The sequence below is a fragment of the Azospirillum terrae genome (assembly GCF_053470425.1).
Map to the genome: position 1 here is coordinate 83122 of NZ_JBPXMR010000003.1, position 12967 is coordinate 96088.

The following is a 12967-nucleotide window of genomic DNA, read 5'->3' on the forward strand; positions in this document are numbered from 1 at the left end:
GGTAGGTAGCCCGGTCCTAGCCGTAGACCGCTGAAATCCCGACATGCAGACCTTCCTGGAATTCGAAAAGCCCATCGCCGAACTCGAAGGCAAGATCGAGGAATTGCGGCACCTGACCGACGCCGGCGACCTGAACATCGCCGACGAAGTCGGCAAGTTGCAGGGCAAAGTCGACAAGCTGCTGCGCTCGACCTACGCCAAGCTGACGCCGGCGCAGAAGGTGCAGGTGGCGCGCCACCCGAACCGGCCGCACTGCCTGGATTACGTGGAAGGCCTGATCGAGGACTTCACGCCGCTGGCCGGCGACCGACACTTCGCCGAGGACGCCGCCGTGGTCGGCGGCCTGGGCCGCTTCCGCGGCCGTTCGGTGGTGGTGATCGGCCAGGAAAAGGGCCACGACACCGAATCGCGCGTGCGCCACAACTTCGGCATGGCCAAGCCGGAAGGTTACCGCAAGGCGCAGCGCCTGATGCAGATGGCCGAGCGCTTCAACCTGCCGGTGGTCTCGCTGGTCGACACCGCCGGCGCCTTCCCCGGCGTCCAGGCCGAGGAGCGCGGCCAGGCCGAGGCCATCGCCAAGAGCATCGAGACCTGCCTGCGCATCCGCGTGCCGCTGGTCTGCGCGGTGATCGGCGAGGGCGGGTCGGGCGGCGCCATCGCCATCGCCACGGCCGACCGCGTGCTGATGCTGGAGCACGCCATCTATTCGGTGATCTCGCCGGAAGGCTGCGCGTCGATCCTCTGGCGCAGCTCCGACATGGCCGGCGAGGCGGCGGCGGCGCTGCGCCTGACCAGCCAGGACCTCAAGGAGCTGGGCGTCATCGACCGCGTCGTGCAGGAGCCCATCGGCGGCGCCCACCGCGCCCCGGACGAGACCGTCACCGCGCTCGGCGACGCCATCGAGGGCTCGCTGAAGGAGCTGGACGGCCTGAGCGGCGACACGCTGCGCCGCCGCCGCCGCGACAAGTTCCTGGAGATGGGCCAGAAGGGCCTGGGCTGACGCCATGGCGGCGGACAAGCGCCTCTTCGTCACGGCGGCCGGCGCCAATCTGGTGTCGGCGGCGGTGACGGTTGCGCTGATTTTCCTTCTGTTGCCGCTGTTCCCGGCGCCCGAGGGCGTCGTGGCCTTGCAGGCGCGTCTGGCTCTGGCGGCGCGGCTGTCGGTGTGGCCGGCGCTGGTGCTGTTCGCCATGGTGGCCGGCGTGATGGCCGTGCGCGGGCGCACGCGGGCCTTCAACCCCATCGAGGACACCGAGAGCCGCGCTTACCGCGTGGTGCAGCGGGTGCTGTCCAACAGCGTCGAGCAGACGGTCATCTTCCTGCCGGCGCTGCTGGCGCTGAGCACGCTGCTGCCGGTGCCCGACCTCGGGATTTTGCCGCTGGCGACGGCGCTGTTCGTGGTGGGGCGGCTGCTGTTCTGGGCCGGCTATGCCGTCCACCCCTACGCCCGTGCGCCGGGCATGGCGATGACCTTCACGGTCAATCTGGTGGTGCTGGGCTGGGCGGTGCTGCTGGCGGTGTGACGCCTACAGCCACCCCCGCCGCCGGAAGTACCAAAGCGGCAGCACGCCGGCCAACACCATCAGCGCCAGCGCCATGGGGTAGCCGAACAGCCACTCCTTCTCGGGCATGAACTCGAAGTTCATACCGTAGAAGCTGGTCACCAGCAGCGGCGGGAACAGCACCACCGTCAGCACGCTGACCAGCTTGACGATGTCGTTCTGCTCGACGGTGATGCGGCCCAGCGTGCTGTCCAGCAGCAGGCCGACCTTGTTGGACAGGAAGCGCGTGTACTGGTCCAGCCCGTCCACGTCCAGCAGGATGCCGCGCGCCCAGCGCCGGCTGGCCTTGCGCAACGCCACCTCGCCGCCGCCCTGCATCAGGAAGCCCAGCATGCGCCGCAGGCTGCCTAGGCTCTCGCGCGCCTTGGCCAGCGTGTGGCCGGCCTTGCCCAGATGCTTCAGCGTGTGGGTGTCGTCATTTGTTTCGGTGCCGGGCGGTTCCGTGCCGGGGTCGGCGATGCGGAACGCGCGGCCGCTCAGCGCGTCCAACTCGGCGCCGGTGCGGCGCAGGACGCCGGCGGTGCGCTCGACCACCGCCTCGACCAGCGCCACCAGCACCGCGTCGGCGCTGACCCCGGCAAAGCCCTGGCGCACCGTCTTGCGGCGGAAGGTCAGGAACGGCTGCGCGTCCATGTGGTGGATGGTGGCGAGCCGCCCGCCGGCCACCACGAAGCTGACCGGGGTGAGCCGCGGCGCCTCGGTGTCGGCCAGCGCCAGCACCAGCACCGTCATGTGCACCGCGCCGTTCAGCAGGCGCAGCCGGCTCGATTCCTCGATTTCGGCGATCTGCTCGCGCGTCGGCAGGCGCAGGCCCATGAGGGCCTCGCCCTGCGCCTGCTCCTCATGCGTCGGCACCACGAGGTCGAGCCACACCGTCTCGGCCGGCAGCGGCTCACCGTGCCCGCCGGCACCCTTGGCCCAGTGCAGGATGCCACCGTCATTGACGAAGACGTGCATCATGACCGCACCTCAGGCGATGCGGCCGATGCGGCGCGGCTTGAGCGGGTGACTATTGTCCTTGGTGGCGTCTTTCGGGGTGTCGAGGTCGAGCGTGGCGCCTTCCTGCTTCAGCGCCTGCTCCAGCTTGCGGCGAAAGGCGCCGCCGTCCTCGCGCGCGTCGAGGAAGCAGGAGACCGCCTCCTTGGCGACCTCCTGGTCGTAGGGCACTTTGCCGAACATCGCCAGCTTGGTGCGGTTCAGCACCTTGGGGTCGATGGTCTGCCGCAGCGCCGCCATCTTGCGCAGCAGGTCCTTGCGTATGTCCGACATGGGGACCTCCCCGGACGGGCTATTCCCGCCCGATCATCGTGCCGGCGCCGCCTTCGGTGAAGATCTCCAGCAGCAGCGCGTGCGGCACCCGGCCGTCAAGGATGACGGCGGCGTCCACGCCCTGCTCGACCGCCTCGATGCAGGTCTCGATCTTCGGGATCATGCCGCCGGACGCGGTGCCGTCCTCGATGCAGCCGCGCGCCTCGTCCAGCGACATGCGCGGGATGAGGGTCTTGTTCTTGTCGAGCACGCCGGCCACGTCGGTCAGCAGGAAGAAGCGCGTCGCCCCCAGCGCCGAGGCGATGGCCCCGGCCGAGGTGTCGGCGTTGATGTTGTAGGTGTCGCCCTGGCGGTCGACGCCCACCGGCGCCACCACCGGGATGATGTCGGCCTGCAAGAGGCTTTCGAGGATCTGCGGGTTGACCTGATACGGCTCGCCGACGAAGCCCAGGTCCAGCACCTTTTCGATGTTGCTGTCCGGGTCCTTCTGGGTGCGGCGCAGCTTGCGCGCGATGATCATCTGGCCGTCCTTGCCGGACAGGCCGACCGCCCGGCCGCCGGCCTTGGAGATGGCGGTGACGATCTGCTTGTTGATGGAGCCGGACAGCACCATCTCGACCACCTCGACCGTCTCCTTGTCGGTGACGCGCAGGCCGTCGATGAAGCTCGATTGGATCTTCAGGCGCTTCAGCATCTCGCCGATCTGCGGCCCGCCGCCGTGCACCACCACGGGGTTGATGCCGACCTGCTTCAGCAGGACGATGTCGCGGGCGAACAGCTCGGCCAGATGGTCGTCACCCATGGCGTGGCCGCCGTACTTGATGACGAAGGTGCGCCCGGCGTAGCGGCGCATGTAGGGGAGCGCTTCGGACAGGGTGCGGGCCTTGCCCAGCCACTCTTCGCGGTCGTTCGTCACGGTGGTGCCATTGGTGGGATTGGACATTGCTGGACTCTTTATCGGAACCGCGCGGCGCTGCCTAGGGGGTTTTGCGGGAACCCGACGTGCGGCGGACGGTTGGTTCAACCGATCAGGAGCGCCGACGTGCCATGACCGACCGCAGAATGCCCGAGCCGCGAAGCCCCTTCACCGACGCCTTCAAGCAGGAGCGCGAGGAAAAACCCTCGCACACCGGCGAAAAGCTGAGGCCGTCGCCGCCGAAGCCGGGGACCACCGGGCCGGTCGAGGAGCAGGGAATCGACAGCCCGAGTTGATTCCGCTCACCCCCGCCCGAGCGCGAAGTCCACGGCGGCTGCGGCGTGCAGGTCCGTCGTGTTGAACATCGGGACGTCCGGCCGGTCGGCCTGGTTCACCAGCAGGAAGATCTCCGTGCAGCCGAGGATGACGCCCTGGGCGCCCGAATCCTTCAGCGCGTCGATGATCCGCAGATACTCGGCCTTGGAGTCGGCACGGAGGTCGCGCCGCACCAGTTCATCGAAGATGATCCGGTCGACGATCTCCTTGTCGGGATCGGAGGGCGCGATGATCTCCACCCCGAATCGCTCCTTGAACCGGCGCCGCATCTCGTCCGAGCGCATCGTCGGCATGGTTCCCAGCAGCCCGATGCGTGTCAGCCCGGCCCGGCGGATCGCCGCGCCCGTCGGGTCGGCGATGTGGATGAACGGCGTGCTGCGCTCGGCCATGATCGGCTCGATCACGCGGTGCAGGGTGTTCGACACGCAGACGATCACATCGGCCCCCGCGCGCTCCAGGGCATCCACCTTGCCGGCGAGGTAGAGGCGCGCCTCGTCCCAGGCATCCTGCCGCACGAAGTGCTCGATGTTGCCGAAGTTCACGCTGACGATGACGATTTCGCCGTTGTCCCAGCCGCCCAGGTGCCGGTTCAGCCCCTCGTTGAGCAGGCGGTAATACTCGGCGGTGGCCTGATTGCTCATGCCGCCGAGGACGCCGATGGTCTTCTGCGGCAGCGGGCGGATGGTCTTCGTCATGGCTGCGGGCCTTCCGTTTGTTCGGCCGGGAGGATAGCGGGTTTGGCGGAGCCTGCCCACGTCCCTGCCAGCAGCGTCATCGGCTGGGTCAGGGCCGTGGTGGCGACGGCCATCAGCACCAGCGCCGAGAACGCACCCACCGACAGCACGCGCGCGTCCAGCAGGATCGTCAGGACGATCACTTCCATCAACCCCTTGCACGGCATCAGCGTGCCAAGCCGCCAGGAATCCGCCCAGCTTTCGCCGGACAGCCGGGCAGGGAGCGCCGTGCCCAGCACCTTGCCGGCCACCGTCGTTGCCGTCGCCAGCGCGAACACCGTCCACTGGCCGGGCTCGGACAGGTCGAGGTCCACCCGCAGCCCGGTCAGCGTGAAGAAGAACGGCAGCAGCACCAAAGTCGCAAAATGCTCCAGCCGGTCGAGCACGGCGCGGGCCAGACGCTTGGGCATCACCGTGCCGGCGATGAAGGCGCCGAGGATGTAATGCAGGCCGATGGCCTCGGTCACCGCCGCCGAGGCCAGCAGGCCGGCGCAGGTCAGCACGATGGCGGTGTCGCCGATCCGGCCGTCCGGCGCCACGCGGGCGAACAGGCGCTCCAGCAACGGCCGGGCGATGAACGCCGACGCTGCCAGATAGCTCGCCCCCAGCGCCGCCACGACCGCGACCCGGTCGCCGCCGCCGCCCGAGGCCCAGGCCAGCGCCGCCGTCACCAGCAGCCACAGCATGGCGTCGTTGACCGCCGCGTAACCCAGCGCCAGCCGGCCGACGCGCTGTTCCAGCAGGCCCATCTCGCGCAGGATGGCGCCCAGGACGGGCAGGGCGGTGACGCCCAGGCAGATGCCGAAGCCGGCGGCGAACAGCCCCGGCGAGGCCGCCGGCCCGGCCATCCCCGGCAGCGTCCCGGCGATCCACAGCCCCAGCGCCCCGCCCAGCGCGGTGGGCACGACGAGGCTCGACAGGCTGACCGCGACGAAGGCTCCGCCGCGGCCGCGGAACTCGGTGACGTCCAGATGCAGGCCGGTCAGGAAGGCGAACAGCACCACCGCCAGCCACGACAGCCCGGCCAGCGGCGCCAGCGACGCGGGGGCGAACAGCGTCCCCCACAGCTCCGGTGCGGCGTGGCCGAGCACCGAGGGGCCGAGCGCCACGCCGAACAGGATCTGGATGACCACCATGGGCGCCACCCGCTTCACGCCGGTGAGCCGCCACAGCAGGAAGGGAACGGCGATCAGCAGCAGCGCCTGCACCAGGAACAGCAGGACCGGCGGCGTCTCAACGTGCATGGTCAACGTGCATGGGCGACGGGCATGGCCAGCCGCTCAGTATTCGGTGAGCTTGGTGATGCTGGCGCGCAGTTCGGCGATGCCGAAGGCCTTGTCGGAGCTGGTGACGTGCACCTCGGGGAAGGCGGCGGGGTGCTTCTTCAGGGCGGCCAGGGTCTGGAGGCGGATGTTCTCCAGCGCCTGCGCCTTCACCTTGTCGGCCTTGGTCAGCACGATCTGGTAGGGCACCGCCGCCTGATCCAGCATGGCCAGGATCTCGTCGTCGTTGGGCTTCAGCCCGTGCCGGGAATCGATCAGCACCAGCGCCCGGCGCAGCACCACGCGGCCCTTGAGGAAACGGCGCACCAAGCCGTTCCACGCCTCGACCTTTTCCTTGGATTCCTTGGCGTAACCGTAGCCGGGCATGTCCACCAGCCGCAGCCGGCCGCCGAGGTCGAAGAAGTTGAGCTGCTGCGTGCGCCCCGGCGTGTTGGAGGTGCGCGCCAGCGTCTTGCGCCCGGTCAGCGCGTTGATCAGGCTGGACTTGCCGACGTTGGAGCGGCCGGCGAAGGCGATTTCCGGCAGCGTCGCCTCGGGCAGCTTGGACAGCGCGTCGGCGCCCCAGATGAAGTCGCAGGACTGCGCGAACAGCAGCCGCCCGGCCTCGATCTCTTCGTCGCTGAGATTGCCGGTGAGGGAGGGGGATTTCGTTTCGGTCATGGGGAATCCCCTCTGCGAGCCCCTACCCTAACCCTCCCCGCTGGGCAGGGGAGGGAACTCCGCCTCATGGCCCCGAAGCCCTCCCCTGCGAAGCGGGGGAGGGCGGGGACCCGCGAAGCGGGGAGGGTGGGGGCGATGTAGCCTCAGCCCACCTTGACGCCGGCGCGGCGCATGATGAGCCACTGCTGGGCGATGGACAGCGTGTTGTTCCAGGCCCAGTAGATCACCAGACCGGCCGGGAAGCTCGCCAGCATGAAGGTGAAGATGATGGGCAGGAACTGGAACATCTTGGCCTGCACCGGGTCGGGCGGCGCCGGGTTCAGCTTCTGCTGGAACCACATCGTCACACCCATGATGATCGGCCAGACGCCCAGCATCAGCATGGACGGCGGCGACCACGGGATCAGGCCGAACAGGTTGAAGACGGTCGTCGGGTCCGGCGCCGACAGGTCGTGGATCCAGCCGAAGAACGGCGCGTGCCGCATCTCGATGGTGACGAACAGCACCTTGTACAGCGCGAAGAACACCGGGATCTGCACGACGATGGGCAGGCAGCCCGCCATCGGGTTGACCTTCTCGCGCTTGTAGAGCGCCATCATCTCCTGGTTCAGGCGGACCTTGTCCTCGCCGAAGCGCTCGCGCAGCTTGGCCATGTCAGGCTGGAGCTTCTTCATCTTGCTCATGGCCTGATAGGACTTGTTGGCGAGCGGGAAGAACGCCGCCTTGACCACCACCGTGAACAGCAGGATCGCGATGCCGAAGTTGCCGAGCACGCCGGCGATGAAATCCAGCGCGTAGAAGAACGGCTTGGTCAGGAAGTAGAACCAGCCGAAGTCGATCGCCAGATCGAAGTTGGCGATGTCGTACTGCTTGGAATAGGCGTCCAGCAGGCGCACCTGCTTGGCGCCGGCGAACAGGCGCGCGGTGTCCTCGGCCGTGCCGCCGGCCTGCACCTCGACCGCCGCACCCATCAGGTCGACCTGATAGCGGTCCTGGTTGCCGGCGGTGGTGTGCACGAAACGACCGGTCTCCGTCGCCTTCGGGTCGGGGATCAGCGAGACCAGCCAGTACTTGTCGGTGATGCCGATCCAGCCGCCGGTGGTCGGCTTGCTGACCGTGCCGGCCTTCTTCAACTCGTCGTACTTGTGCTCGTTCAGCTTGCCGTCGAAGACGCCCAGCGGCCCTTCGTGCAGGATGTAATAGCCCGCCGTGTGCGGCGTGCCGTGGCGCGACACCAGGCTGTAGGGCAGCAGCTTCACTGGCTGGCCGGTGGTGTTCTTCACCCGCTGGGTGACGGAGAACATGTACTGCTTGTCGACCGCGATGACGCGCTCGAACACCAGGCCCTTGCCGTTGTCCCAGGTCAGCGTCACCGGCTTGTCGGGCGCCAGCGTCTGGCCGGCGGCGGCGGTCCACCTGGTGTCGGGGCCGGGCACGGGCTGCGCACGGTCCTCGGGCACCCAGCCGAACTCGGCGTAATAGGCGTTGGGTGCGCCGGCCGGGGCGAGCAGCACGATCTCCGGGCTCTTGGGATCGGTGGTCTCGTGGTAGTCGGCCAGCTTCAGGTCGTCGATCCGCCCGCCCACCAGATTGACCGAGCCGTGCAGCGACGGCGTGTCGATGCGGATGCGGTCGCCGGCCTGCTCGGCGATGAGCTGGGCGGCGTCCTTGGGCGCCTCGGCCTGGACGGACAAGGGCGCGGGGACATTGACCGGCGCCTCCGTCTGCTGGGCCTGCTGGGCCTGCCGCTGCTGCACCTCCGGGCCTTTGTAGAAGTACTGGAAGCCCAGCAGGATGGCGATCGACAAGGCGATCGCGAGGATGAGGTTGCGTTGGTCGGTCATGGCTCCCCGAGAATCTCCAGCGGGCCTATCGATGAAAGAGCGGCGGTGGTCAGGCGTTGTCAGTGCTGGTGGTGCGCCCCGCCGCACGGCTTGTCGCCGTGGCGGTGGTCCTCCCCCGGTTCGGGCACCGGGTCGTAACCCGATCCGCCCCAGGGGTGGCAACGCAGGAGTCTCCGGCCGGCAAGCGCGCTGCCCCGGATCGCCCCGTGTTTAGATAGCGCGTCCAGCGCGTAGTTGGAACAGGTGGGAAGAAAACGGCAGTGCCGGCCGATGAACGGCGACAGCGTCCACTGGTAGACGACGACCAGCCCATACAGCACGCGTGTGAGCGGGCTCATGGTCGGGGCTCCGTGGGCCGAGTGTCCGTGGCAGGGGCCTTGGCGGGGTCTGCTTCCATGCGCCAGACGCCCAGGCGTTTCAGCCCGGCGGTCATGTCGGCCAGCAGGTCCGCCCAGGGGCGATTCGGCGTCTCGCCCCGCGCCACCAGCACGAGGTCGAAACCGGGAAGGGCGTTCGGGGGCAGCAAGAGCCGCGCCGCCTCGCGCAAACGACGGCGGGCGCGGTTGCGCTTGACGGCGTTGCCGACCTTGCGGCTGGCCGTCAGGCCAACACGAAGCAACGGCTCGCCGGGAGCGGGCCGTTGGCGTTCATCGTGTCGGCGCACCTGCAGGATCAGGCCGGGAGCGACGTGTTTGCGCCGCGCTCCGGCCACGGCCAGGAACTCCGGCCGATTCTTCAGGCGCCCGACTTTGAGGTCCGGCGCCGTCATGAACCTTTAGGCGCTGAGGACCTTGCGGCCGCGGGCGCGGCGGCGGGCCAGGACCTTGCGACCGCCGACCGTAGCCATGCGGGAGCGAAAACCATGGCGGCGCTTGCGCACGAGCTTGCTCGGCTGGAAGGTACGCTTCACGACACTACTCCGTCAGATCGAACACGGGACAAAACAAGCCCCGCGTCAGGGCGAGGCAAAATGAGCCCCGCTGTATAGAGGTGGCGGTCCCCTGAGTCAACCGCGCGGGTGGGGCGACGCTCTCAACACGCAGCCGTCATCCCCGCGAAGGCGGGGATCCAGGGTTTCCAGGGAGTGCGCCCGGTGCGAAGCCTGGATCCCCGCCTTCGCGGGGATGACGGTTGTCTGAAGAACTCGTCCGCACCCGCCCAGGCGCCGCCGTCGCCGACAGGTGCAGCCAGTGCCGGTAGGCCGCCTCGCTCACCGGCCGGCGATGCTTCAGCCCCACACGGACGATCTCCGGCAACCGCAGCAGAACCCATATATCGGTGAGTCGCGGCCCGTGCCGCAGGTTCTTCCAGCTGTTCCCCGCCCACGTGCGCAGGAAGCGCCAGGGCAGCAGGCGGGCCGGGCAGCGGGCCAGCTCGCGGATCAGGTCGTTGCGGTGATCGTAGCGGCGCGCCAGCCCCGGCGTGCGGTTGCGCTCGCTCCTGTCGTGGTGGACCATCACGTCGGGCAGCGCCATCACCCGCCAGCCGGCGCCGTACAGGCGCAGGCAGCGGTCTTTCTCCTCGCCCTGGCGGTAGAGCTCCGACAGGTACAGGCCCGTCTCCGCCACGGCCGAGCGGCGCAGCAGGTGGCCGCAGCCGACGTACCACGGCACCTCGAACGGGGCGGCGCCGCGCGGCAGGTAGACCAGCCCGTCGCGCGTGGTGATGTTGCAGGCCGCCGCCGCCACGTCCGCGTGCGCCTCCAGATAGGCCACGGCGCGGGCAAGGCCGTCGTCTTCGGCGAACCATGAATCGTCATCCACCGACAGAATGTAATCGCCCGTCGTGTTCACGAATCCGAAGTTGCGCGCGTGGATCAGCCCGGCGTTGTGCGGCAGGCGGACGTAACGGACCTCGGGGAACGCATCGCGCACCATGGTGTCGGTGCCGTCGGTGGAACCGTCGTCCACCACCAGGATCTCGGCGGCCTTGAAGGTCTGCCGCCGCAGCCGGTCGAGGGCTATGCGCAACTCGGCGACGCGGTTGAAGGTGGCGATGACGGCACTGACGCTGGGCATGGCGGTCCTTGGGCGCAGAGTCAGGGCAGGGGAGTGGGGGGCGCCCTGAGTTCGGCCGGGTAGCGGTCGATCAGGCCGGACAGGTAGCAGCCGGCGAATCGCGCGAAGCCCGCCACGTCCCGCCGCATCAGCACGTGGTACAGCGCGTACTTGACGAGCGTGCGGGGGATTGCCGCCGGGCGCTCGTACCGGGCGTGGATATAGCCCATGTTGCGGAAATAGTGGGGTGCCCGCGCCTCCGGCATCTCCTCGACCCAGCCGAGCCGGCCGCCGAACAGGCTGACGCGCTGGCTGCGGGAGCGCGGGTGGACGTGGCGGGCGTGCACGGCGGTGGCGATGCGTAGGCCGGCGCGGCGCGCGCGCAGGCCGAACTCCCACTCGTCGCCCCAGATGAACATCTCGCGCTTGATGTTGCCGATGGCCTCGAAGACGCGGCGGTGCATCAGCGTGCCGTTGAACGGGCACACCTCGTTGTGCAGAACGCCGTCCTGTTCCGCCGCCTCCGCATCCTCGACGCGGGTGATGCTGCCGATGCGGAAGGCCAGCTCGTCCGGGCCCTGGGCGGCGACCACCAGCGCGCCGACGATGTCCAGGCGGTGGGCGTCGGCTTGGCGCAGCAGTTCGGCCAGGGCGCCCGGTTCGGCCCGGCCGTCGTCGTCCATGGCCCAGATCCATGGCAGGCCCAATTCCATCGCCCGCGCGAAGGCGGTGTGGTAGGCGCCAGCCGAGCCACAGTTTTTCTGGCGCACCACGTCAAGGTCGGGCTGCTCCGCCAGCCACTCGGCGGTGCCGTCGGTGGAGCCGTTGTCCACTACGACGATGCGCTCGGGGCGCGGCTCCTGGGCGCGCACGCCTTCGACGCAGGCGCGCAACAGCGCCAGACGGTTGAACGTGACGATGGTCGCAACGACGGGGGCTGCGGGCATGGGTATCCTTTCAGCGCGGATGCGGGGTGGGGTGCTGCTCGCCGGTGCCGAAGGCGGCCCAGGCGCGGAACAGCTTGCCCAGCAGCACCCACAGGATGATCGGCAGCAGCGCGAAGAAGCCGAACTTGAAGATCGTGATGCCGCCGTCGCGGTACCATTGCAGCGACAGCGGCACGAAGGTGCAGAAGAACAGCACGCCCTGCGGGCTGCGGCAGCCCTTCTCCCAGAACCAGCGGTGCACCAAGCCCAGCACGACGCCCACCACCACCATGGTGAGGATCATGCCGATCCAGCCGCCGCTCATCCAGCCGTCGCCGGCCAGCGACGCGGTGAGGTTGGAGAAGTTGCCGAAGTCGTTCAGCTCGACCAGCTTGACCGGCGCGCCGACCGGCTTTTCCGCCCAGAACATGCGCGGGATCGGCTCGGTCAGCAGTTGCAGATACTGGCTGAACCACGTGTAGGTGTTGGACTGCCCCGGCACCACCCACAGGATGAAGCTGAGGAAATCGAAGTTGGCGAGGTCCTGGTTGGCGAGGCTGTCGACGAAGCTGCGCCCCGGCTCGTCCATGACCGGCGCTGCCTCGCCGCTCAGCACCGCGCGCATCCAGTCGCGGTTGGCGCCCAGCAGATGGAACAGCCCCAGCACCGGCGCGCCGGCCGCCACGTGCCACCACGCGAACCATTTGTGCCGCGTGCGGTAGAGCACCAGCAGCACCAGCGAGATCACTCCCATGATGATCGCCCAGCGCCCCCAGCCGAGATAGGCGCGGTACAGCACGAAGCCGAGGAACGGGACGAACGACACCGGGTTGAAGCGGCTGACGAAAATCAGCCCGAGCGTCAGCGGCAGGCCCACGGCGTGCGCCTCGGCGATGTAGCCGGTGGTGTTGACGTAGACCGGCTGCCCGGTCACGGGATCGCGCTCCATCTGCACGTCGCCGGTGAAGTCGAAGCTGGCGCCGTCCTGCCGCATCACCGCCGAATAGATCGCCAGCGGGGTCAGCAGCAGCAGGGTCACCCCGTAGGCCAGCAGGTCGGCCTTGTCGAACTCCAGTCTGGGCTGATGGTCCAGGCGCGGCCGGACGTTGCCGGTCAGGCCGCAGGCGATCGCGAAGGCGACCAGCGCCACCGTGCTGACGGTCAGCGTGAAGATGAACTGCTGATCGTTGGGCCAGAACCCCATGAACAGCCAGACATTGTCGAAGGCGTAGAGGTGGACCAGAACCGGCCGGGCGACGAACACCAGGGCGTGGAAGATCAGGTAATAGGTCAGCGGGTGGAACATCGACGCCGACCCGCTCATCAAGAAGACGACCGCGATCAGCGCGAACACCGCGGCCTGTGCGATCAGCGCCGTTTCGATCATATCCGGTCCTGCCCCCTGCATCTCGCCGCGCCCGAGGGGGTGTAACGTCGACT

General features: G+C 68.8%; 16 protein-coding genes. 3 read left to right on the forward strand and 13 right to left on the reverse strand.

The genetic code is table 11. The annotated features are described in order from the left end of the window. Positions 1-43 precede the first annotated feature (43 nt). Positions 44-1000, forward strand: coding sequence for an acetyl-CoA carboxylase carboxyltransferase subunit alpha (locus ACSVDD_RS10255; RefSeq protein WP_448189245.1), 957 nt, complete (start codon positions 44-46; stop codon positions 998-1000). A 4-nt stretch (positions 1001-1004) separates the two neighbouring features. Further along, a complete protein-coding gene (locus ACSVDD_RS10260; protein ID WP_448189246.1) occupies positions 1005-1523 on the forward strand; it encodes an MAPEG family protein in 519 nt (172 codons plus the stop codon). A gap of 3 nt (positions 1524-1526) precedes the next feature. Here the strand turns inward: ACSVDD_RS10260 and ACSVDD_RS10265 are convergent, their stop codons facing one another. Genes ACSVDD_RS10265 through argB form a run of 3 tightly spaced genes read right to left on the reverse strand, consistent with a single transcriptional unit; the run spans position 1527 to position 3774 of the window. Continuing rightward, on the reverse strand, positions 1527-2522 hold the full coding sequence (locus ACSVDD_RS10265; RefSeq protein WP_448189247.1) for a CorA family divalent cation transporter: 996 nt from the start codon (positions 2520-2522) through the stop codon (positions 1527-1529). A 9-nt stretch (positions 2523-2531) separates the two neighbouring features. Then, complete coding sequence (locus tag ACSVDD_RS10270) at positions 2532-2831, reverse strand: hypothetical protein (RefSeq protein ID WP_448189248.1); 300 nt, start codon at positions 2829-2831, stop codon at positions 2532-2534. Positions 2832-2850: 19 nt separating this feature from the next. Continuing rightward, positions 2851-3774, reverse strand: coding sequence for an acetylglutamate kinase (gene argB, locus ACSVDD_RS10275; RefSeq protein ID WP_448189249.1), 924 nt, complete (start codon positions 3772-3774; stop codon positions 2851-2853). A gap of 104 nt (positions 3775-3878) precedes the next feature. On the opposite strand from argB, the gene ACSVDD_RS10280 reads away from it, so the two are divergent. Next, positions 3879-4043 (forward strand): hypothetical protein, encoded by a 165-nt coding sequence (locus tag ACSVDD_RS10280; RefSeq protein WP_448189250.1) that lies wholly within the window; start codon positions 3879-3881, stop codon positions 4041-4043. A 6-nt stretch (positions 4044-4049) separates the two neighbouring features. Here the strand turns inward: ACSVDD_RS10280 and ACSVDD_RS10285 are convergent, their stop codons facing one another. The 10 genes from ACSVDD_RS10285 to ACSVDD_RS10330 form a co-directional block, all read right to left on the reverse strand. Then, positions 4050-4778 carry an aspartate/glutamate racemase family protein gene (locus ACSVDD_RS10285; protein ID WP_448189251.1) on the reverse strand — a complete coding sequence of 243 codons (729 nt, stop codon included), beginning with the start codon at positions 4776-4778 and terminating at the stop codon, positions 4050-4052. Further along, a complete protein-coding gene (locus tag ACSVDD_RS10290; protein ID WP_448189252.1) occupies positions 4775-6061 on the reverse strand; it encodes a cation:proton antiporter domain-containing protein in 1287 nt (428 codons plus the stop codon). Before ACSVDD_RS10290 ends, ACSVDD_RS10285 begins: the two co-directional genes overlap by 4 nt. Before the next feature lie 36 nt (positions 6062-6097). Next, entirely contained in the window at positions 6098-6760 is a 663-nt protein-coding gene (gene yihA / locus ACSVDD_RS10295) for a ribosome biogenesis GTP-binding protein YihA/YsxC (RefSeq protein WP_448189253.1), read from the reverse strand. Positions 6761-6903: 143 nt separating this feature from the next. Continuing rightward, on the reverse strand, positions 6904-8604 hold the full coding sequence (gene yidC / locus ACSVDD_RS10300) for a membrane protein insertase YidC (RefSeq protein ID WP_448189254.1): 1701 nt from the start codon (positions 8602-8604) through the stop codon (positions 6904-6906). Between the two features lie 59 nt (positions 8605-8663). Next, positions 8664-8942, reverse strand: coding sequence for a membrane protein insertion efficiency factor YidD (gene yidD / locus ACSVDD_RS10305; RefSeq protein WP_448189255.1), 279 nt, complete (start codon positions 8940-8942; stop codon positions 8664-8666). Further along, a complete protein-coding gene (gene rnpA / locus ACSVDD_RS10310) occupies positions 8939-9373 on the reverse strand; it encodes a ribonuclease P protein component (protein WP_448189256.1) in 435 nt (144 codons plus the stop codon). The genes yidD and rnpA overlap by 4 nt, the downstream gene beginning before the upstream one ends. Before the next feature lie 6 nt (positions 9374-9379). Further along, the gene (rpmH, locus tag ACSVDD_RS10315; protein ID WP_448189257.1) at positions 9380-9514 is read right to left on the reverse strand and encodes a 50S ribosomal protein L34; all 135 of its coding nucleotides are present in this window, start codon (positions 9512-9514) and stop codon (positions 9380-9382) included. 136 nt (positions 9515-9650) lie between these two features. Next, a complete protein-coding gene (locus tag ACSVDD_RS10320; protein WP_448189258.1) occupies positions 9651-10622 on the reverse strand; it encodes a glycosyltransferase family 2 protein in 972 nt (323 codons plus the stop codon). A gap of 20 nt (positions 10623-10642) precedes the next feature. Then, positions 10643-11548, reverse strand: coding sequence for a glycosyltransferase (locus ACSVDD_RS10325; RefSeq protein WP_448189259.1), 906 nt, complete (start codon positions 11546-11548; stop codon positions 10643-10645). Positions 11549-11558: 10 nt separating this feature from the next. Beyond that, entirely contained in the window at positions 11559-12914 is a 1356-nt protein-coding gene (locus tag ACSVDD_RS10330; protein ID WP_448189260.1) for a hypothetical protein, read from the reverse strand. Between the last annotated feature and the right edge of the window lie 53 nt (positions 12915-12967).